The 936-nt window shown below is 68.5% G+C and carries 1 pseudogene; it reads left to right on the top strand.

What is annotated here, in order from left to right:
• Positions 1-59 precede the first annotated feature (59 nt).
• Positions 60-936: pseudogene (locus DRB06_RS16535) on the top strand (IS1634 family transposase); the annotation flags it as partial.

The following is a 936-nucleotide window of genomic DNA, read 5'->3' as shown; positions in this document are numbered from 1 at the left end:
AGGAGCAGGTACCCCGGGTGATCTCCGAGCTGGGTGTGCAGCCGGCCTCCAGGAGGACACTGTTCCGCTCGCTGTCCCGCTGCGCGGGCCGCCAGTGGCGAGAGCGGATCGCGGCCGCCTGCCTGCGGCACGTCACCGGCCGCGGGGACCTGAGTCTGTGCCTATACGACGTGACGACCCTGTACTTCGAGGCGGAGAAGGAGGACGACCTACGGCGGGTGGGCTATTCCAAGGAGCGGCGGGTCGACCCGCAGGTCATCGTGGGGCTGCTGGTGGATAGGGCCGGCTTCCCCCTACAGATCGGCTGCTGGGAGGGCAACAGGGCCGAAACCAGCACGCTGATCCCGATGATCCAGGAGTTCCGGGAGGCGTCGGGGATTGATCACCTGGTCGTGGTGGCGGACGCCGGCATGCTCTCCGCGGACAACCTCGAAGCGCTCGATCAGGCCGGCTTGGGGTTCATCGTCGGGTCCCGCATGACCAAGGCGCCGGCGGACCTGGAGGCGCACTTCGCCTGGCACGGGGACGCCTTGGCCGACGGGCAGATCATCGACACCATCACCCCACGTAAAGGTTCCACCAGCACCGAACGCGACCGGAACGTCCGCGATGAGCCCGTCTGGAGCCCAGTGGAGTTTCCGGGCTCGTGGCGCGCGATCTGGGCCTACAGCGCGCGCCGGTTCGCCAGGGACAGCAAGACCCTCACCGCGCAGGAGAACCGGGCGCGGGCGGTGGTCGCCGGCCACAGGCGCCCCAAGGGCACCCGCTTCGTCACCACCCGCAAGGGCGACCAGGTCCTGGATGAGAAGGCTCTAGCCCGCGCTAAGCGGCTGGCGGGGCTCAAGGGCTACGTCAGCAATATCCCCGCCACGGTGATGCCCGCCAGTGAGGTGATCACCTCCTACCACGAGCTGTGGCACGTGGAGCAGTCACTTG

Source organism: Actinomyces sp. Z5, from assembly GCF_003287795.1.
Lineage (GTDB): Bacteria > Actinomycetota > Actinomycetes > Actinomycetales > Actinomycetaceae > Actinomyces > Actinomyces glycerinitolerans.
This window is presented reverse-complemented; position numbering and strand designations above follow the sequence as displayed.